Source organism: Caballeronia sp. AZ1_KS37, from assembly GCF_023631165.1.
Lineage (GTDB): Bacteria > Pseudomonadota > Gammaproteobacteria > Burkholderiales > Burkholderiaceae > Caballeronia > Caballeronia zhejiangensis.
This window is the reverse complement of sequence record NZ_JALQDP010000012.1, coordinates 123,126-142,558: the sequence shown is the minus strand read 5'-3', so window position 1 is coordinate 142,558 and position 19,433 is coordinate 123,126. Positions and strand designations below refer to the sequence as shown.

18 protein-coding genes are annotated in these 19,433 nt (G+C 64.1%); 13 read left to right on the top strand and 5 right to left on the bottom strand.

What is annotated here, in order from left to right; genetic code table 11:
- Positions 1-31: 31 nt before the first annotated feature.
- Positions 32-1,504, bottom strand: a complete 1,473-nt coding sequence (locus NCS00_RS09575; RefSeq protein WP_008341937.1) for an HDOD domain-containing protein — start codon at positions 1,502-1,504, stop codon at positions 32-34.
- A gap of 136 nt (positions 1,505-1,640) precedes the next feature.
- Positions 1,641-3,521 carry a putative bifunctional diguanylate cyclase/phosphodiesterase gene (locus NCS00_RS09570; RefSeq protein ID WP_008341936.1) on the bottom strand — a complete coding sequence of 627 codons (1,881 nt, stop codon included), beginning with the start codon at positions 3,519-3,521 and terminating at the stop codon, positions 1,641-1,643.
- Positions 3,522-3,985: 464 nt separating this feature from the next.
- On the opposite strand from NCS00_RS09570, the gene NCS00_RS09565 reads away from it, so the two are divergent.
- The 3 genes from NCS00_RS09565 to NCS00_RS09555 are packed head-to-tail and all read left to right on the top strand — an operon-like array spanning position 3,986 to position 6,408.
- Positions 3,986-5,284, top strand: coding sequence for an EAL and HDOD domain-containing protein (locus tag NCS00_RS09565; RefSeq protein WP_008341935.1), 1,299 nt, complete (start codon positions 3,986-3,988; stop codon positions 5,282-5,284).
- Between the two features lie 41 nt (positions 5,285-5,325).
- Complete coding sequence (locus tag NCS00_RS09560) at positions 5,326-5,886, top strand: peroxiredoxin (RefSeq protein WP_250439975.1); 561 nt, start codon at positions 5,326-5,328, stop codon at positions 5,884-5,886.
- Positions 5,887-5,925: 39 nt separating this feature from the next.
- Complete coding sequence (locus tag NCS00_RS09555) at positions 5,926-6,408, top strand: hypothetical protein (protein WP_250439974.1); 483 nt, start codon at positions 5,926-5,928, stop codon at positions 6,406-6,408.
- Here NCS00_RS09555 and cydB read toward each other — a convergent pair whose 3' ends face one another.
- Positions 6,409-7,416, bottom strand: coding sequence for a cytochrome d ubiquinol oxidase subunit II (cydB, locus tag NCS00_RS09550; RefSeq protein WP_034473035.1), 1,008 nt, complete (start codon positions 7,414-7,416; stop codon positions 6,409-6,411). It lies immediately after the preceding gene.
- Positions 7,417-7,436: 20 nt separating this feature from the next.
- Positions 7,437-8,894, bottom strand: a complete 1,458-nt coding sequence (locus tag NCS00_RS09545; RefSeq protein WP_250439972.1) for a cytochrome ubiquinol oxidase subunit I — start codon at positions 8,892-8,894, stop codon at positions 7,437-7,439.
- Positions 8,895-9,138: 244 nt separating this feature from the next.
- Here NCS00_RS09545 and sugE point away from each other — a divergent pair, with 244 nt between their 5' ends.
- From sugE to NCS00_RS09495, 10 genes are all read left to right on the top strand, one after another.
- On the top strand, positions 9,139-9,459 hold the full coding sequence (gene sugE / locus NCS00_RS09540) for a quaternary ammonium compound efflux SMR transporter SugE (protein WP_008341930.1): 321 nt from the start codon (positions 9,139-9,141) through the stop codon (positions 9,457-9,459).
- Positions 9,460-9,692: 233 nt separating this feature from the next.
- Positions 9,693-10,322, top strand: coding sequence for a DUF4126 domain-containing protein (locus NCS00_RS09535; protein WP_008341929.1), 630 nt, complete (start codon positions 9,693-9,695; stop codon positions 10,320-10,322).
- Positions 10,323-10,393: 71 nt separating this feature from the next.
- Positions 10,394-12,910, top strand: a complete 2,517-nt coding sequence (locus tag NCS00_RS09530) for an ABC transporter permease (protein WP_409014117.1) — start codon at positions 10,394-10,396, stop codon at positions 12,908-12,910.
- 17 nt (positions 12,911-12,927) lie between these two features.
- The gene (locus tag NCS00_RS09525; RefSeq protein WP_008341927.1) at positions 12,928-13,341 is read left to right on the top strand and encodes a group II truncated hemoglobin; all 414 of its coding nucleotides are present in this window, start codon (positions 12,928-12,930) and stop codon (positions 13,339-13,341) included.
- An 82-nt stretch (positions 13,342-13,423) separates the two neighbouring features.
- Positions 13,424-14,155 carry an alanyl-tRNA editing protein gene (locus NCS00_RS09520; protein ID WP_008341926.1) on the top strand — a complete coding sequence of 244 codons (732 nt, stop codon included), beginning with the start codon at positions 13,424-13,426 and terminating at the stop codon, positions 14,153-14,155.
- A gap of 2 nt (positions 14,156-14,157) precedes the next feature.
- On the top strand, positions 14,158-14,736 hold the full coding sequence (locus tag NCS00_RS09515; RefSeq protein ID WP_175982719.1) for a DUF924 family protein: 579 nt from the start codon (positions 14,158-14,160) through the stop codon (positions 14,734-14,736).
- A 190-nt stretch (positions 14,737-14,926) separates the two neighbouring features.
- Complete coding sequence (locus tag NCS00_RS09510) at positions 14,927-15,802, top strand: DUF5672 family protein (protein WP_239295367.1); 876 nt, start codon at positions 14,927-14,929, stop codon at positions 15,800-15,802.
- Positions 15,803-15,978: 176 nt separating this feature from the next.
- Positions 15,979-17,499 (top strand): S8 family peptidase, encoded by a 1,521-nt coding sequence (locus NCS00_RS09505; protein WP_250439969.1) that lies wholly within the window; start codon positions 15,979-15,981, stop codon positions 17,497-17,499.
- Between the two features lie 46 nt (positions 17,500-17,545).
- On the top strand, positions 17,546-17,743 hold the full coding sequence (locus NCS00_RS09500) for a hypothetical protein (RefSeq protein ID WP_250439967.1): 198 nt from the start codon (positions 17,546-17,548) through the stop codon (positions 17,741-17,743).
- A 60-nt stretch (positions 17,744-17,803) separates the two neighbouring features.
- Positions 17,804-18,679, top strand: a complete 876-nt coding sequence (locus NCS00_RS09495) for a DUF5672 family protein (protein ID WP_250439965.1) — start codon at positions 17,804-17,806, stop codon at positions 18,677-18,679.
- Here the strand turns inward: NCS00_RS09495 and NCS00_RS09490 are convergent, their stop codons facing one another.
- Positions 18,680-19,426, bottom strand: coding sequence for an SDR family oxidoreductase (locus NCS00_RS09490; RefSeq protein WP_008341918.1), 747 nt, complete (start codon positions 19,424-19,426; stop codon positions 18,680-18,682).
- Between the last annotated feature and the right edge of the window lie 7 nt (positions 19,427-19,433).

Sequence of the window (19,433 nt, the reverse complement as noted above, 5' to 3'; positions counted from 1 at the left end):
GGAAGGGGTCTGCGCGCAAGAAGGAAGCCGCTCAGATGAGCTCGACTTCCTTCCAGTTCGCGCTAAAGAAAAAACGGCTCAGCTCCTTCGTGAGCTCGTTCAGTGCGCTCATCTCGGCGGGCGAGATCTTGCGCACGTGTTGCGGCGAGGTCCAGTCGCCGTAGATCAGCGCGACGGTCGTATCGTTCGATTTCACCGGCAGCACGACGAACGCCTGCGCTTCGCCGAGCGTCTCCTTGTACCAGCGCGGCAGGCGGGCGTCGATGCGCGCGTCGTGCGCGTTCTCGATGAAGATGCCGACCGGATTGCTGATCGCGAGATGAAACACGTCGGGCCGGAACTCCGCCGAGAAGCGCAGTTTCGGCAACATCGGCTCGACGCCCGCGCCGAGGCCGAGACGCGCGTGGAATTCGTTGTTGGCCTGGCGCACGAACACCACGGTGCGCGACAGATGCAGGCTGCCGAGTATCGATTCCGACGCGAGCGCGAGCGCGGGCGCCAGCGCATTCTTCGACGGCAACGAGCGCAAGTCCGCGACGCTCGCGCCGATGCGCGCCTCCGCCGATACGTTCGCGCGCGCCATGGCATCGGCGTTGGCCTGCAGCTCGGAGATCTCGCGCATCACGCCGTCGCTCGCTTCTTCGTTCGCGAGCGCGAGGCTCATCGACGTGAGCGTGTCGGCGTCGGTGTTGAGCGGTCCGGTGTAGCGGTTCGCGATATCGAAGAGCACCGATTCGCGGCCGTCCGCGGCCACGTTTTGCGCCGTGAGCGCGTCCGCGACTTCGGTCGAATAGTTGGAGATCGCGCGCAGCCAGCGAACGTGCTTCGGCACGGTTTCATCGACGGGCGCGTTCGGATCGGTCGCGCGCATGCCTTCGCGAATCGTCTCGGGCAGACGCCAGCGGTCCGCCGCTTCGAGGCCGATCTCGTCGAAGGTGACGCCGAGCAGCGCGGCACAGGCGGCGCTGTCGGGGATGTTTTCCGAAGCGGCCTTGCGGCGCAACTGATCCCACTCGTGTTCGAGATAGAACGCGACGAGCAGCTTGCCGATCTGCCGCATCAGCGTGCAGACGACCGCTTCCTCGGCGGAGCGCAAGTCCTTGTGCTCGGTGAGCTGCCGCGCAACCGCGCCCGAGAGCAGGGTGCGGTTCAGTTCGAGCTTCGCGTCGATACGGCGCGGCGCGCTCTGATGGAAGTGGTCGACGAGCTTCAACCCGACGACGAGATGACCGACGGCGTCCATGCCGAGCACCATCAACGCGCGCGTGACGGTGGTGATGTTGCCGCCGAACGCGATGTACATCGCCGAGTTGGCGAGCCGCAGCACCTTCTGCGTGAGGCCGACGTCCGACAGCACGACTTGCACGAGGGACGTGAAGTCGAGGTCGTCATCGCTCATTGCGGACACAGTCGAGCGCAGCGCCTGAGACAGCATGGGGAAATCCCCGCGCTCGCTCATGCGCGACCACAGCTTGTCCAGTAGTTCGGCCTTGGTGCGTGCCATTGCAAAAAATAAGAACTCGTTCGTTACGCGACGGCTAACCCGAGGCGGTCCTGCAATCCAGCACCCAACAACGAAATGTACACGTTATTAGGGAGTTACGGCGCGTGCTTCGATTAAAACACGAACAATCGTCCGTTCATAATGTCTCGTGCAATACGAGCGAATGCGACTGGAACGAGCGCGCCAGCTCGTCCGACGGCAACGCATGGCTGATGAGCCAGCCCTGAATATGGTCGCATCCCAGGTCCGCGAGCAAATCCCGCTGCGCCTCGGTTTCGACGCCTTCGGCCACCAGCTCCAGTCCGAGCGATTGCGCCAGCCCGACCACCGCGCTCACGATCGCGCGATTGTTTCGGGACGTAATCAGGTTCTCGACAAAGCTGCGGTCGATCTTGAGCTTCGAGAGCGGAAAACGTTGCAAATAGGCGAGGCTCGAATAGCCGGTGCCGAAATCGTCGACGGCGAAGCGGATGCCGATCGTCGTCAGCGTTTCGAGCAGGCGCGTCGCTTCCTCCGGATCGTGCATCAAAAGGCTTTCGGTGATCTCGAACACGAGCCGCCGCGCGTCGATGCCGGTGAGCGCGAGCGCTTCTTTTACTGCGGCGGTGAATCGTTTGTCGCGGAACTGCTGCGGCGACACGTTCACCGACACGTAATCGAGCCGGATGCCGATCGCGTCCCACTGCACGATCTGCATGCACGCGGCCTTCAGCACCCAGTTGCCCAGATAATTGATGAGGCCGATGGATTCCGCGAGCGGAATGAACGTCGACGGCGGCACGAGCCCGTGCACCGGATGATTCCAGCGCATCAGCGCTTCCACGCCGACCACCGCGCCCGTGCGGATCTTCGTGATCGGCTGGAAGTAGAGCGAGAACTCACCGTTGCGCACGGCTTCGTACAGGTCCGCTTCGAGCTTGAGGCGCTCGGCGTCGGCGGGGTTGTCGTCGATCGTGTGGAAGACGAGCGCATTGCCGCCCGATTCCTTCGCCTGCGCGAGCGCCTGATCGGCCATGCGCAAGAGGTTGGTCTGCGCTTCGCTTTTCGCGAGCCTGCCCGCCTGATCCGGATACAGCGCGACGCCCACGCTCGCCGACAAATGCGTGTGCTGCCCGCGATGCCGGTAGGGCTGCGCGATCGCGGTGAGCAAGCGCCGCCCGAGACTTTCGGCGAGTTCCGCCGTGGTGCCGGGCGGCAGCAGCACGGCGAATTCGTCGCCGGCCACGCGCGCGACGCGCTCGCCGTGTCCCGCCGTATGCTGGATGCGCCGCGCGGTTTCGCGCAGCAGCTCGTCGCCGGCGTCGTAGCCGAGCGCGCGGTTGATGCGCTGATAATCGTCGATGTCGAGCAGCACGAGTCCCGCGTGCGTGCGCGTGAGTTCGGCTTCGTCCTGCGCCGCAACGATCGCGGCCTTCAGGGCGATGAGATTGTCGAGGCCCGTCAGCGCATCGTGATTGATCGTATGCACGAGCGCCGCTTCGCGCTCGCGCCAGTGCGTCACGTCGAAGGCGGCGAGCGCGAAGCCGGGCATGCCGCGCGCGGCCGTCGACACGAGCCGCAACTCGACGCAGATCGGATAGGTGAGCGACTTCACGACCGTCAGCGTCGCCGATTCGAGCTTGCCGCTCACGCGCGCCCGCGCGACGAGCGCATGCAGCTCGTCGGCTTCCTCGGATGCGACGAGATCGTGCAGCGTCAGCATGCTCAGATAATCGCGGTGATAGCCGATGAACTCGATGCTCGCATCCGATACATACTGGAAGCGCAGCGCATCGTCGAGCTGGGCGAGGAAGTCGACCGCGCCGAGCGTGGCCTCGGACGCGTCGGTCAGGGCATTCGCGACGGCGGCGACGGGCGCATCCGGCGCGCCGGCCCCGGGCGATGTCGCGGGCGCGGGCGGCTCCCCGGCGCTCTCGGGATGCCGCTCGCGCGCGGCGCTTCCCCATGCGCGAGAGAGCGCATCGAGCGCGATGCGCCACGGTGCGCGGCGGGAGACGTTGATCCGGTTCGCTTGCATGGTCTCGTTGGTTTCTGGCGGCTGCGCCTGCTGTTTCGGCCAGGCGGCGGCGCGCGGAACCCGCGCCTCGCGGGTTCCGGCCGGGACGTGCCGCAATGAGGCGCGACACGCTCTATCAGGCGAGTTATCGGCGCGATCGGGGATTTCTTTAACCGGCGGCGCGGATGCGGCGGGCGCATCGCGGCATCAAGAATGTCCAGTTATTGTCTATATGAGGTTTCATATTATCTCGTCAGGAGAATTCGGTTACAGTGGCGCGTTTGCGGCCGGGAACCCGTTCTCTCGTCGGTGTGCCGCCGGACGCAGGGCTTTCGCCGTGCTGTTGACCATCAGAATTCCGTTCGACTCGTTCGCCCCATGATCGAATCCACCAAGCGGCCGGCCTGTGCCATAGCCAAGGCCATCGAGCCGGCCATCACGCAACGCTTCACGGCGCCGCCGCGCGCATCCGACCGGTCCGCGCCATGCCCGATTCTTCCCTGAAGCGCGCGGCATCGGCGCGCCGCGGGCAAAGCGTCTATGTCGGGCGTCAGCCGATCCTCGACGGCGAAGGCGCGCTCGTCGCCTACGAACTGCTCTTTCGCGACAGCCCCGACAATCGCGCCCGCATCCACGACGACGTGCAGGCGACCGCGCATGTCGTCGCGCGCACGATCGGCGAGATGGGCGTGCCGGCGGTGCTCGGGCCGCATCCCGGTTACGTGAACATGAACCGCGAGCTGCTGTTCGACGACATCGTCCACATCATGCAGCCCGAGCGTTTCGTGCTGGAACTGCTGGAAAGCATCACGTTCGACGAGTCGCTATTCAAACGCTGCGCGCAGTTGCGCAACGCGGGCTTTCGCTTCGCGCTCGACGACGTCGTGAAGCTCGACGACGCGCTGCATGCCGCGCTGCCGACCGTCGATATCGTCAAGGTCGATTTCCTCGCCGCGGACGATCGGCATCTGCCGCTACTCGCTGCGGAAGTGAAGCGGCGCGGCAAGCTGCTCGTGGCGGAAAAGATCGAGACGTTCGACGATCTGACGCGCGCCAAACGTCTCGGCTTCGATCTCTTTCAGGGCTATTTCTTCGCGCGGCCGCAGGTGCTTTCGGCGCGGCGCGAGAGCCCGGCGCGCGGCTCGCTCCTGCGCCTCATGGCCGTGCTCGCCGGCGAGCCGGGCCTGCGCGAGCTGGAAGCGGAACTGAAGCGCAATCCGGATATCGTCGTGCAGCTGATGCGTCTCGCGAATTCGAGTGCGCAGACGCGCGGGCGGCGCGTGTCGTCGTTGCGCGAGGCGATCGCCGCGACCGGCACGCGCCAGTTGATGCGCTGGGCGCAGCTGCTGCTGTACGCGGACGGCAGCGGTTTGCCGTGGCGCTCGGATCCGCTGCTGCAACTCGTCGGCACGCGCGCGCGCTTCCTGGAGCTCGCGGCCGAAAAGCTGCGTCCCGCCGACGAAGCCTTTTCCGACGCCGCGTTCATGACCGGCATCTTCTCGCTCGTGCATGTCGTGCTGAACATGCAGCCCGTGGAAATTCTCGATAAGCTCCATCTGGCGGCCGAAATCCGCACGGCCATTCTCGCGGGCGAAGGCTTGCTCGGCGCGCTGCTCGGCATCGCGCGGGCTGCCGAGCGGGGCGATGCGCCCGCCATCGACGCGAGCCGGCACGCGCAGCCATCGCTCGACGTGCTCACGCCCGCGGTGCTCGCGAAACTGCAATTCGAAGCGGCGGCGTGGTTCGCGCAACACCGGATGGATCAGGGCGAGGACGACGCATAGCCGGCGTCTTTGCATGAACGAGGTCTTCGAAAGGAGCGCGCATGAAAAGATTTTCCGGTATGAAAGCGGCTGCTGTTCTGGCGATGGCCGCGGCCGTTTATCCGCTCGTCGCAGGCGCGACGCTCAAGCCCGGGGATGCCGCGCCCGACTTCACCGCGCAGGCGTCGCTCGGCGGCAACGTGTACGACTATTCGCTCGCCGATGCCCTCAAGAAAGGCCCGGTCGTGCTGTACTTCTATCCGGCGGCGTTCACGAAGGGCTGCACGATCGAGGCGCATGAGTTCGCGGAAGCGGTCGATCAGTACAAGGCCGAAGGCGCGACGGTCATCGGCGTGTCGCACGACAACATCGATACGTTGAAGAAGTTTTCGGTGAGCGAATGCCGCAGCAAGTTTCCGGTCGCGGCGGACGAAAACTCGAAGATCATCAAGTCCTACGACGCCTCCATGCCGATGAAAAGCACGATGGCCAAGCGCGTGTCCTACGTGATCGCGCCCGACGGCCGCGTCATCTACGAATACACGAGCCTGTCGCCGGACCAGCACGTCGCCAACACGCTGCAGGCGCTGCGCGACTGGAACGCGAAGCACAAGGCGCAGTGATACGCTGCGGTCTCATCGATTGAGCGTGCGGGAGGCGCGATGCCCATCGTCGTCGGACTGATCGTTTTAGGATTGCTGATTTACGGCGCGATATGGTCGTTCGACGCGCTACACGCGCACTTCGGCCTCGGCGTCGCGGTGGCGGTTGCGATCGTCGTGCTGGCGATCATCGCGGCGGGCGTGATGCGCTGGCTCGCGAGCCGCCGCGAGATCGCGCCGAATCTGCGCAAAGGCGAACACGGCGACTGGACCCACGAACTCAAATCCGACTGGGGCGGCGTGCGGGTCGCGGCGGGCAAGCGTCTGTGCGATGTGCGCGTCGGCGACGAGCGCGGCAGCTATATCTTCGCGGACCTGCGCGGCGCGCGCATGCGGCAGGCGAATGGAACGAACGGCGCGTGGCAGGTCGTGCTCGACGTGCGGGACGCGAAGCACGGCGAATGGACGCTGCCGATGCGCGATCGCGGCGAGGCGCACAAATGGGCGCGCCTCCTGTCGCTCGCCACGCAGCAGAAGCTCTGACTATTCCGCGTGATAACCCATGTCGCCGCGTACCTTGCCGCGGAACACCCAGTACGACCAGATCACGTAGATCATCAGGACGGGCAGCAGAAACATCGTCCCGATCAGCAGAAACTGATGCGACAAGGGCGCGGCGGACGCATCCCAGAGCGTGACCGAAGGCGGCGCGATGAACGGCCACAGGCTAATGACGAGCCCCGTGAACGCGAGAAAGAAGAGCCCGATCGAGCACAGGAACGGCAGCACGTCGCGGTCTTTCGCGAGGCTCGACCAGAGCGTCCACGCGAGCAGCACGGTGAGCACAGGCACCGGCGCGAACGCCAGGCTGTCGGGGAAGGCAAACCAGCGCGCGGCAATGCGCGCGTCCTTGAGCGGCGTCCACAGGCTGATGAGCAGAATGAACGCGATCACGCCGATGAGCGCATAGCGCGCCATCTTGCGGCTCCAGTCCTGCAGTTCGCCTTCGGTCTTGAGCACGAGCCACGTCGTGCCTTGCAGCGCATAGCCGAAGATCAGCCCCACGCCGACGAGCAACGGAAACGGCGCGACCCAGTTCCAGCTCGTGCCGGCGTAGACGCGGCCTTCGATCGGGAAGCCCTGGATGAACATGCCGAGCACGATGCCCTGCGAGAACGTCGCGACGAGCGAGCCGCAGCCGAACGCCCCGTCCCACAGCCATTTGCGCGCGCCGGTCACTTCGCGGAATTCGAACGCGACGCCGCGAAAGATCAGCCCGAGCAGCATGAAGAGAATCGGGAAATAAACGGCCGGCACGATGATCGCGAACGCGAGCGGAAACACCGCGAACAATCCGCCGCCGCCGAGAATGAGCCAGGTCTCGTTGAAGTCCCAGACGGGCGCGACGGAGTTGATCATCAGATTGCGCGATTCGGCGTCGCGGCGCAGCAGAAAAACCATGCCTACGCCGAGATCGAAGCCGTCGAGCAGCACATACATGAACACCGCCAGCGCGAGAATGGCGGCCCACAGCGGCACGAGATCGAGCATCGCGTTCTCCGGTTCGTTGCTTATTTGCGTCCGCGGCCGGGCGGCACGATGTCGTCCTCGCTCACGCGGGGCGTCGCGCCGTTCCCGCCCGCCGATACCGCCGACAGCGGACGCGCCGCGCGCGCCTTCGTATCGAGTTCGTCCTTTTCGTGCGCATGGCCGACTTCGGCCGGCCCGACGCGCACGAGCCGCCGCAGCAGGAACAAACCCGCGCCGAAGATCACGAGATAGGCGAGCACATAGAGCAGCCACGAGAGACCGACATCGGCGGCGGTGAGCGAGGGCGTCACCGAATCCTTCGTGCGCAGGATGCCGTAGACCGTCCACGGCTGACGGCCGGCCTCGGTCGTCGTCCAGCCGGCGATCACCGCGATGAAGCCGAGCGGCATCGCCCACGTCGCCGCGCGCAGCCAGCGCGTGCTCGTCTCGATGCGCCCGCGCGCGAACTGCACGATGCCCCACAGCACGAGCGCGAACATCAGCAGCGCGATGCCGACCATGATGTGAAACGCGAAGAACACGACCGCGACGGGCGGCCGGTCCTCGCGCGGAAAGTCCTTGAGGCCGCGCACGTAGCCGTTCGGGTCGTGCGTCAGATAGATGCTGCCGAGCACCGGAATCGAGATTTCGAAGTGATTGCGTTCCTCGTCCTGATCGGGAATCGAGAAGAGATTGGCCGGAACGCGCGTGCCGGATTCCCAGAGCGCTTCCATCGCCGCGAGCTTGGCCGGCTGATGCTTGAGCGTGTTGAGTCCATGCGCGTCGCCGATCACCATCTGCACCGGCACCATGATGATGAGAAAGATCAGCGACATCTTCACCATCACGCGGCTCTCCTCGAGCGCGCGGCGCTGGCGCAGATACATCGCGCCGACGCCGAGAATCACGAAGCCGGCCGTCACGAGAAACGCGCTCACCGTGTGCCCGAGCCGGTACGGAAACGACGGCGTGAAGATCACGTCGAAGAAGCTCACCACTTCGAAGCGGCCGTCCGGCAGCAGGCGGTGGCCTTGCGGCGTCTGCATCCAGCTATTGACGGCGAGAATCCAGAACGACGAGATCACGGTGCCCGCCGCGACGAAAATCGCCGACATCACATGCGCCCACTGCGGCACGAGCTTGCGCCCGAAGAGCAGCACGCCGAGAAACGCCGATTCGAGGAAGAACGCCGTCAGCACTTCGTAGCCCATCAGCGGGCCGACGACGTTCGCAGTCGCATCCGAAAAACGGCTCCAGTTGGTGCCGAACTGAAACGGCATCACGATGCCCGACACCACGCCCATGCCGAACGACACCGCGAAAATTTTCAGCCAGAACGCCGACAGGCGACGATAGACGTCGCGCTTCGTGATCCACCAGTTGAATTCGAGCGTCGCGATGAAGCACGACAGACCGACCGTGAAGGCCGGCAACAGAATGTGAAAGGCGACGACCCACGCGAACTGGAAGCGGGAGAGCAGGACCGAGTCGACATCCATGAACGCTCCTTGTTCAGGCTTTTTGCAGCGGATGTGTCGAAAGGCGCGCCTCGCGCGGGCGCTTTTCTCCTTAATAGCATGGTTTTAAGGAACGCGACCACACGCCGCGCGGCGAAGCGCCGCGTGCGCGTGCCGCGAATGCACCCGTTTGGTACAATCTTCGGCTTTCGCGCCTAAGCCATGCGGACGACCGCATGCGCATCGTTTCGTCGGGGACGGCCCCATTTTTCAAGGGAGTCGCTCGATGTCCTGGATTCTTCTTTTCGTCGCCGGTCTGCTGGAAGTCGCCTGGGCGGCCGGTCTCAAATCGTCCGAAGGCTTCACCCGGCTCGGACCGTCCGTCTTTACCGTCATCACCGCGCTCGGCAGCTTCGTCCTGCTCGCGATGGCCATGAAGCAACTGCCGCTCGGCACGGCCTACGCCGTTTGGACGGGCATCGGCGCGGTCGGCGCGTTCGTCTTCGGAATCGTGTTCATGGGCGAAGCGCTGTCGGCGGCGCGCATCCTGAGCGCGGTGCTGATCGTCGCCGGGCTGATCGGGCTCAAGCTCTCGTCAGGACACTGAGGGCGCCGGGAACGCCAATCGCTTGAACCGTGCTGCACCGCGCGTATTTGCGTGGATATAATGGTTCGAGGTCATCCGCATTTGTCTGAGCGCAACGTTTTGCGCGTTTTCGTTCTATCTTCGCGGATGTAGGCGGCTTCTTCCGGCATCTGCCGCAAAGACCGCTCTTTTCAGTCGGCAAATCGTCCCGTAGCGGCGAACGCCGGCGGCTGGCAGCATTAAGGGAGACGGCAATGCTTGAGTCACTTTCGCTCGCAGCGGGCCTGTCATGGGCGAGCGGGCTGCGCCTGTATCTCACTGTTTTCATCGCCGGCATGTTCCAGCGCATGGGAATCGTTCATCTGCCGGATTCGCTTGCGGTGCTCGGCTCGCCGTGGGTGATCGGCGTCGCGGGCGTGCTCGCGGTCGTCGAATTTCTCGCCGATAAAATTCCCGCCTTCGATTCCCTGTGGGACGCGGTGCACACGTTCATCCGCATTCCGGCGGGCGCGGTGCTCGCCGCCGGCTCCCTCGGCCACGCCGATCCCGCCATGCTCACCATCGCCGCGCTCGCGGGCGGCACGCTCGCCGGTGCATCGCATTTCGCGAAGGCGGGCACGCGGGCGCTCATCAATCTGTCGCCGGAGCCGGTGTCGAACTGGGCGGCGTCGGCGACCGAGGATGTCGGCGCGGTCACCGGCATCGCGCTCGCGCTCTTTGTGCCGCTGCTGTTTCTCGTGCTGCTTCTCGCGTTTCTGGTGCTGGCGGGCTGGGCGCTGCCGAGGCTCGCGCGCGGCGTGCACGGCGGGGTGTCGCGCATGGCCAAGCACATGCTGCCGAGCTCGGAACATCGGATGAACCGGCTGCGGAGCAAGCACGATTGAGCACCGCATTCAGGAACGATCAGGCCGCACGTAAGGCAGGACATTCGCATCCGCACATCACGCTCGGTTTCATGCAGACGATGCGTCAGGCGTGGCGCATGACCGGCCGCGACTGGCGCGCGGGCGAGCTCACGATGCTGCTGCTCGCGCTGGTGCTGGCGGTGGCGGCGCTCTCCAGCGTCGGGTTTCTCGCGGATCGCATGCGCCAGGGACTCGCGCGCGACGGACGCCAGATGATCGCCGCCGATTTCGTCGTGCGCGCCGATCATCCCGTCGATCCGATGTTCGCAACGCAAGCGAAATCGCTCGGACTCGAGACGGCGGGCACGACGATTTTCCCGAGCATGATCAGTTCGACGTCCGCGCAGCCGCTCTCGCGCCTCGCGGCGATCAAGGGCGTGACGCAGGGCTATCCGTTGCGCGGCGCGCTGCGCATCGCGCCCGCCGTCGACGCCGCCGATGCGCCCGCGCACGGCATTCCCGCGCCCGGCACCGTCTGGGTCGACGCCGCCTTGCTCGATGCGCTCAAGACGAAGGTCGGCGGCACGGTGAAAGTCGGCACGCGCACGTTCACGGTCGCGGGCGTCATCACGCGCGAACTGGATCGCGGCTTCTCGTTCGTCAACTTCTCGCCGCGCCTGATGATGCGCGCCGACGAAATCGCCGCCACGGGACTCATCGGCTACGGCAGCCGCGTGACGTATCGCCTGCTCGTCGCCGGTTCCGACAGCCAGGTCGAGCAGTTCGCGAAGTTCGCGCGCGAGAACGTCGATGGCGGCAAGCTGCGCGGCGTCGCGCTGGAATCGCTCTCCGACGGCCAGCCGCAAGTGCGCCAGACGATCGATCGCGCGAGCCACTTCCTCACGCTGGTGTCGCTGTTGACGGCGCTGCTCGCGGCGGTCGCGATCGCGATGGCGGCGCATCGTTTCGCGCGGCGTCATCTCGACGGCTGCGCCGCGATGCGCTGTCTCGGCGTCAGCCAGCGCACGCTGCGCGCGCTCTTCCTGAACGAATTTCTGGCGATCGGCCTGATCGGCAGCGCGGCGGGCGTCGTGCTCGGTTTCGGCGGGCATCTCGTGCTGCTGAACTGGCTCGGCTCGCTCGTCGATGTCGAACTGCCGCAGCCGAGCGTCTGGCCCGCGCTGCAAGGCGTCGCGATGGGGCTCGTGCTGCTGCTCGGCTTCGCGCTGCCGCCGCTTCTGCCGATCACGCGCGTGCCGCCGGTGCATGTCATCCGGCGCGAGCTTGGCGATGCGCAACGCGTCGCTCATGCCGCGTATGGCGTCGGCGTGCTGCTGTTCGCGGCGCTTTTGATCGTCGCGGCGGGCGAGTTGAAGCTCGGCGGCATCGTCGCGGGCGGTTTCGCGGCGGGCCTGCTCGTGTTCGGCGCGATCGCGCGCGCGGCGCTCTGGGCGGCGGCGCGCTTCGTGCGGCGGGAGCGCAGCCGCGCGGGCGTCGGCTGGCGTTATGCGCTTGCGTCGCTGGAGCGGCGCAGCGGGTCGAGCGCGCTGCAAATCACCGCGCTCGGCATCGGGCTGATGTGTCTGCTGCTCATCGGCATGACGCGCAACGATCTCATCAAGGGCTGGCGCGACGCGACGCCGCCCGACGCGCCGAATCAGTTTCTCATCGACATTCAGCCGGACCAGCGCGCCGGCGTGCTCGACTATCTGCACACGCACGGCCAGCCCGACGCCGCGCTTTCGCCGATGGTGCGCGCGCGTCTCGTCGCCATCAACGGCAAGGCTGTGAATCCGGACAACTACGACCGTGCCGACGCGAAGCGCCTCGTCGATCGCGAATTCAATCTGTCGTACACGACCGAACTGCCCGGCGATAACCGCGTCACGCAAGGCGCGTGGTTCGGCAAAGACGGCAAGCCGCAGGTGTCGATCGAAGAGGGCATCGCGAAGACGATCCGCGTGAAGATGGGCGACGTGCTGCGTTTCGACGTCGCCGGACTGCCGGTCGAAGCGCCGGTGACGAGCGTGCGCAAGGTCGACTGGAATTCGTTCAAGGTCAACTTCTTCGTGCTGCTGCCGCCCGACGCGCTCGCCGATCTTCCCGCGACCTTCATCACGAGCTTTCATCTGCCGGCGGACGAGCAACGCGTGATCGACGGGCTCGTCGCGCGTTATCCGAACGTGACGGCGATCGATATCGCGCCGATTCTCGCGCAGATTCATCGCACGCTCGCGCAGGTGATCGGCGCGGTGCAGTTCCTGTTCCTCTTCACGCTCGCGGCGGGCGTGCTCGTGCTCTACGCGGCGCTTGCCGGCACGCGCGACGAACGCGTGCGCGAATCGGCGCTGTTGCGCGCGCTCGGCGCGTCGCACGGACAGATCCGCTCGGTGCAGGTCGCCGAGTTCGTCGCCGTGGGCGCGCTGTCCGGGCTGATGGCCGCGGTCGGCGCGCAGGGCATCGGCTATGTGCTGGCGGCGCGCGTGTTCGAGTTTCATATCGATTTCAATCCGTGGCTCGTGCCGGTGGGCATCGTCGCGGGCGTCGCGTGCGCGGGGCTCGGCGGCTGGCTGAGCCTGCGGCGCGTATTGGCGCGCCCCGCGCTGCAATCGCTGCGCGACGCGTAGTTTTTCGAATCAGAGCAATGACCGACGTCAATCCCGAAGACGATGTGCAAAAGCCGACCGCTTTCGAGCTGGTCGGCGGCGAAGAGCGCGTGCGCGCGCTCGTCGACCGTTTCTATGATCTGATGGACCTCGAGCCGGAGTTCGCGGGCATCCGCGCGCTGCATCCGCCGACGCTCGACAATTCGCGCGACAAGACGTTCTGGTTCCTGTGCGGCTGGATGGGCGGGCCGGATCACTACATCAGCCGCTTCGGTCACCCGCGTTTGCGGGCGCGGCATCTGCCGTTCGCGATTGCATCGAGCGAGCGCGACCAATGGCTGCGCTGCATGGCGTGGGCGATGGAAGACATCGGCATCGACGCATCCTTGCGCGAGCGGCTGCTCACTTCGTTCTTCGATACCGCCGACTGGATGCGCAACCGTCCCGGTTGATTCGCTTTCTTTTGTACCGGTTCAGGCGGGGCGCGGCTGATGCATCATCGGCTTTTTCGCCTCATCGCAAGGAAGCACGACCATGAGCACACGCGCACTCTTTCGCGAGGACGCTTATCAAACGCGTTGCGACGCGACCGTCACCGCCATCGACGAGCAGGGCATCCACCTCGATCAAACCGTGTTCTATCCGCTCGGCGGCGGCCAGGCGGGCGATGCCGGCACGCTGACGCTCGCGGACGGCACGGTCATCGCGATCGCCGATACGCGCAAGGCGAAGTTCGAAGGCGCAACGCCGGATGACGCGGTTCACGTTCCCGCGCCCGGTCAGGAGGATGCGCTTGCGAAGCTGAAAACCGGCGACAAGGTGAGCGCGGAGATCGACTGGGCGCAGCGTTACCGGCGCATGCGGCTGCATACGGCGAGCCATCTGATCTGCGCGGTGCTGCCGTATCCCGTCGACGGCTGCAGCATCACGACGGAATACGCGCGGCTCGATCTCGCGACGGTCGAGCCGATCGAGCGCGAAGCCGTCGAAGCGAAGCTCAACGCGCTGATCGGCGGCGCGCACGGCGTGCAGACCGAATGGATCACCGACGATGAAATGGCCGCGCGTCCCGAGCTCGTCCGCACGATGAGCGTGAAGCCGCCGACGGGCCTCGGCCGCGTGCGTCTCTTGCGCATCGAGAATGTCGATCTGCAGCCGTGCGGCGGCACGCATGTGCGCAACACGGAGGAGATCGGCGAGTTGCGCATCGCGAAGCTGGAGAAAAAGAGCGCGCGCACGCGGCGACTGGTGCTGGAACTCGTCTGAACATGGATCCGCGCGCTCAGGCCGTGCTCGATCTCTGGTTCGGCGCGCCCGGTTCAGCGGAATTCGGTCAGGATCGCAAGCTGTGGTGGAAGAAGAAGCGCGCCTTCGATTCGCTGCTCACCGAACGTTTCGGCGCGCTGCTCGACGAGGCGCACGCGGGCGGCTTGCGCGAGTGGGAAAGCACGCCGCTCGGCACGCTTGCGCTGATCGTGCTCATCGATCAGTTTTCGCGCAACTGTCATCGGAACACGCCGCGCGCGTTTGCGGGCGATGCGCGTGCGCTCGCGCTGGCGAAGACGCTGGTCGAGCGCGGCGACGATCTGCGCTTGCCGAGTGCGTACCATCGCGCGTTCGCGTACATGCCGTTCGAGCACGATGAATCGATGGGGAGCCAGCGCGAGGCGCTGCGCTTATTCGCAAAGCTGAAAGAAGAGACCGGCGTTTCGAGCTTCCATGAATCGGCGCTGGAGCACGCGGAAGTGGTCGAGCGCTTCGGACGCTTTCCGCATCGCAATCGGATTCTCGGACGCGAAATGCGCGCCGATGAGGAAGCGTGGCTGGCGGCGCATGGCGGGTTTTGACCCACGGGCGAAGCGTGTGCCGCATCCCTTTTACGTGAGGAAGCCCGCGTCACATCGTCGATCGAACGGATTGACATTGGTCGTTGACGATCCGTTTTCCGATTAGTTCTATTGATGCATGAGCGATGCGCCCCTAATATGAATACCGCTGTATCAAGGCACTATTCATATATCGGACCATCGCAACAGCATGACGCGCGCGAACTTTAATCGAATTACTTTGGTTTCCGTAACAGGTTTGCAGGACGCCACGCGCGCCGTTCCAGCGCTGGAATTGAGTCGCAGACAAATGCCAGGCGCGCGCGCATTACTTTGCAGCCCGAATTCGCCGCGCGGGCTGCCTGAAGGAATCGCGCACCGCAAGATCGCTCCCATGAACTACCACGAATACAGCTGGTTCGTGATGTTTGCGCTTTGGAAGCTGATCGACACCGATTTCGCGCTCGTCTTGCAGGATGATGGCTGGGTTCTGGACGGCAATAACTGGCGTGACGAATTCTTCGACTACGACTACATAGGGGCACCCGTTCATCAGGCGTGCGTCGAATCGGCCGCCGGTACCGAGTGGATTTCACACTTCAAATGGCGCGATCGGATAGATCGTCCGGGCCATGTCGTGCGGCCTGTTTTGAATGGAGGCTTCAGCCTGCGCAGCAGGCGCATGTTGCGCGCATTGATGGATCATCCGGAAATCAAGGTTGAGATTCCGCGGCCGGAATTACTCGATAACAGCGAATTTCGCATGCGCTGGAGTAATCGCGCACCCAATGAAGACGTGCAACTGACTGCCACTTTGCGTCCGCAACTCGAGGCGGTCGGGATCAAGTACGCTCCGCTCGATTTGTGCAAGCTGTTCGCGGTGGAAGACTCCGGTCCTATCTATGGCGATGCCGATTTCATGGACCTATTCGGCCATCATGCTTTCTGGCGCCGTCTGGTCAGCATCGATCCACCGAGCGTGGAGTACAAAGTCAAACGCAGTTTGGCACAGCGGGCATTCCGGGAAATGGATGTCGTGCGTATGTTGGAGGCGCGCGGGTATCGCGTAACGTTCGCTGCGGAGTGAGCAGGCATAGGGCGACACACTGGAAGACATCGCCCCCAGACGATGACGCTAGGGAGGTTTTCGGGAACTCATCATCGACGAAGGAGGACGGCATGGTCGCATAGCGTGTTAGTCGTAAGTTCATGTATTACGTTCCTATAAATTAGGTATACGAATTAAAAAATAGAATCAAAATAATGAAGAAAAGAACTATTGCTTTAATCATGGCTGCTTCCGCTAGTCTCGCAGCCTGCGGCGGGGGATCTTCCGAACTCGGATCGGTGTTGCCCGAGTCCACTCAAATGAAAGCGACAACGAGGCTCGCTGCGAACGAAATTCCTACGGAGTATGCATCGCGCGCGAATGTCAGCGGATTGCTTCAGGGAAGCGAGTACGACAGTTTCATCGTCTATTACCGCTCGCAGGCGAACGAGAGCGGCAGTGGTGACAGTGCCGCGCATCGATCAATCAACGACGCTACGCTGGCCACTTCGAACAATGCGCGCGTGGCCAAACTGAGGAATCTTTCGATCGAAGAAAGAAGTGTGACGCGTGGTCGAGGGCACGTCATCCGGGCGTCGAAGCGCATGAGTTCCTCTGAGGCTCAGGCGTTCATGGTGGAGTATCTGAAGAGCCCGGAGGTGGAGTACATCGAGCCTAACGCGATCATGTATCCGGCGTCTGTACCCAATGATCCCTTCTATAGCCAATATCAGTGGAATCTGTCGAGTCAAAGCACGGCAATCTCGTTGCCAAGCGCATGGGATCTGGCCACGGGCAACGGCGTCGTCGTTGCGGTGCTCGACACCGGTATAACCGACCAGAAGGATCTCGATGGCCAGTTTCTGCCTGGATACAACTTCATATCCGACGCGCGCTATGACCGAAACAGGAGCGGACGCGGGGCGGGTGGATCGGACCCCGGAAACTGGACGCAGGCTGGCGACGTGTGTCCAAGCGGTGTACTAACATCAAGCTCGGATTCCACCTGGCACGGGACGCATGTGGCGGGCATCATCGGTGCGAAAGCCAACAACGGATACGGAATGGCCGGCGTGGCCTATAACAGCAAAATTCTTCCTGTGCGCGTTCTTGGGCGATGCGGTGGCCAATTATCGGACATTGCGGATGCCATCGTTTGGTCTGCGGGCGGCACCGTGGAAGGCGTACCGCCAAACGCGACGCCAGCCAAGGTCATCAATTTGAGTCTGGGCGGTGCGGGAACTTGTTCTAGAGCCTACCAGGATGCCATCGATTTCGCGCGCAGTAAGGGCGCGGTGGTCGTGACTGCTTCCGGAAACGGGCCTAACGGCAAGGGGGAAGTTTCGACGCAGCAGCCTGGGAACTGCAACGGGATCGTCACTGTTGGTGCAACGGATTCCGGTGGCAATCGTGCTGTATTCTCGAATTACGGGCCGCCGGTCACTGTGATGGCCCCCGGCGGATCGATCATCTCGACCATCGATACAGGTAAGACCGTTCCCGCATCCAACTCCATGTTTTCGATATTGAGTGGCACATCGCAGTCAACTCCGCACGTAGCAGGAGTGATTGCACTCATGTTTGAGGCGAACCCTGGGGCGACCGTCGACGAGATAAAGTCCGCCCTGACTTCAACGGCGACATCGATGGCCGCACAGTGTCCGGAGGGTTGTGGCGCGGGTCTCATCAATGCCCGGAAGGCCGTTGAGAGCATCCTGGCGATCAAACGAAGCTGACAGGGCAGATCCCGCTGTTACGCGCTCGAGACGTCGTCGAGTATGAATGGAAGGCTCGCCTGCCGCGGGCCTTTGCAACGATCTGAACAGTCGCCGCGCGCCTGAGTTCGGTGTCAATAACGACATATGCGACATCAGCCACCCGATCGATTTGCTCGCTTCATCGAAAATGATCGCGCACTTTCCCCGTCAAAACCATATTCTCGCCGCCAAATGCGCGTCGATGAATGACCCAGCCTTTTGAGATGGCGTCGAATGCCAGTGATTTAGAATCGCTCGGCATCCTTATCATCCGACGTGTTTCATGCCCGATTTCAGCAACATCACTCTGGTCTCCGTGACCGGACTGAACGACGCCCACGGCGCGGCGCTGGCGCTCGAATTCTCCCGCCGGCAAATGCCCGGCGCTTCCGCCTTGCTTCTAAGCCCGTCCGCACCCGGCAATCTTCCGCCGGACATTCGTCACCGTGCCATCGCGCCGCTGAGCTTCAAGGAATACAGCCTTTTCATGATGTTCGCGTTGTGGCGCATGGTCGAAACGGAGTACGTGCTGATCGTCCAGGAAGACGGCTGGCTGCTCGACGCGTCGAACTGGACCGATGAATTCCTCGAATACGACTATATCGGCGCGCCCGGACACCTCGCGCGCGTCGACAGACCCGAAGGCATTTACTGGAAGAAGGATTTTTCTTGGTACGGCGATCTCGAGAACCCGGACTCCGTCGTGATTCCGGTGCTCAACGGAGGCTTCAGTCTCCGTAGCCGTCGCATGCTTCGTGCGCTGGTCGATCATCCGCACATCCGGATGGTGGTCCCGCCGCCCGACGTCAGCGATTCCGAGCCGATCGCCATGAGCTGGTTCAACGACGCCACGCATGAAGACGTGCAACTCACCTGCATGTTGCGTCCCGAGCTGGAAGCCGTGGGTCTGCGGTTCGCGCCGCTCGAAGTCGCGGCGCGTTTCGGTTTCGAACATGCCGCGCTCAGTCACATCGGCGTGAACCTTCACACTGTATTCGGCATGCACGGTTCATGGCGGCGTCTTGCCAGCATCGATCCGCCGGTCGTGCGTTATGGCGCGACGCGGCGCCACATCGACGAACATCCGCTGGAGCCGCCTGTGGTCAAGATGCTCGAGGAGCGCGGTTATCGGCTCGAGTTCATGCCAGAGCCTGCTTGATCAACGCCCGCCCGACACGTCCAGAATCGCGCCCGTCACATACGACGACGCATCCGACAACAGCCATACGATCGATTCGCCGACTTCATCGGCGGTGCCCGCGCGTCCGATCGGCGTCTGCACGCCAAGTACGTGCGCGCGATCCGGCTTGCCGCCGCTCGCGTGGATGTCGGTATCGATGAGCCCGGGGCGAATCGCGTTCACGCGCACGCCTTCGCGCCCGAGTTCCTTCGACAGCCCGATCGTGAGCGTATCGATCGCACCTTTGGATCCCGCGTAATCGACGTACTCGTTCGGCCCGCCGAGCCGCGCCGCCGCCGACGATACATTCACGAGCGATCCGCCCTTGCCGCCGCGCGAAGTCGACATGCGCCGCGCCGCCTCGCGCGCGCAGAGATACGCACCGAGCACGTTGATGTCGAAGATGCGCTTCATGCGCGCGATATCCATGTCCGCGAGCATCGAACCGGGCGCGACGATGCCCGCGTTGTTCACGACGCCATCGATCTTGCCGAAGGCTTTCTCCGTCGCGTCGAACATCGCGATGATCGCGGCTTCGTCGCTGACGTCGCCGGGAATCGCGATGGCCTTGCCGCCCGCCGCAACGACGGCCGCGACGGTGTCATCGGCGGCCGCGGCGTTCGACGCGTAGTTGACGCCGACCGACCAGCCGCGCGCGCCCGCGAGCACCGCAGCCGAGCGGCCGATGCCGCGGCTAGCCCCCGTAATCAGGATGACTTTAGACATCGGTTCC